General features: G+C 62.2%; 1 protein-coding gene. It reads left to right on the plus strand.

The window, feature by feature from the left end; all coding sequences use genetic code 11:
- Positions 1-59: 59 nt before the first annotated feature.
- Positions 60-249, plus strand: a 190-nt coding sequence (locus tag AMS67_RS00130; RefSeq protein WP_241487942.1) for a hydantoinase/oxoprolinase N-terminal domain-containing protein, incomplete at its 3' end; no start/stop codon positions are given.

The following is a 249-nucleotide window of genomic DNA, read 5'->3' on the forward strand; positions in this document are numbered from 1 at the left end:
ACTCGTTTCTTCGCACCGCGTACGTCATCGTCTCCTTCACTACTCCCTCTACTCCCTCCGTGCTCACCGGCAAGGTCGCGAAGACCGCGCTGTTGACGACCACGGGGTTCGCCGACACCCTGCTGCTCCGCGAGGGCGGCCGTCGTGAAGCCTTCGATTCGAAGGCCGCATACCCGCCGGCCGATATTCTGCGTAACCTAACGTTTGAAACCACTGAGCGCCTTTCCGCGCAAGGCGAGGTGCTCGTAC

The sequence above is a fragment of the Leucobacter japonicus genome, from assembly GCF_001273855.1.
GTDB classification, from domain to species: Bacteria; Actinomycetota; Actinomycetes; order Actinomycetales; family Microbacteriaceae; genus Leucobacter; species Leucobacter japonicus.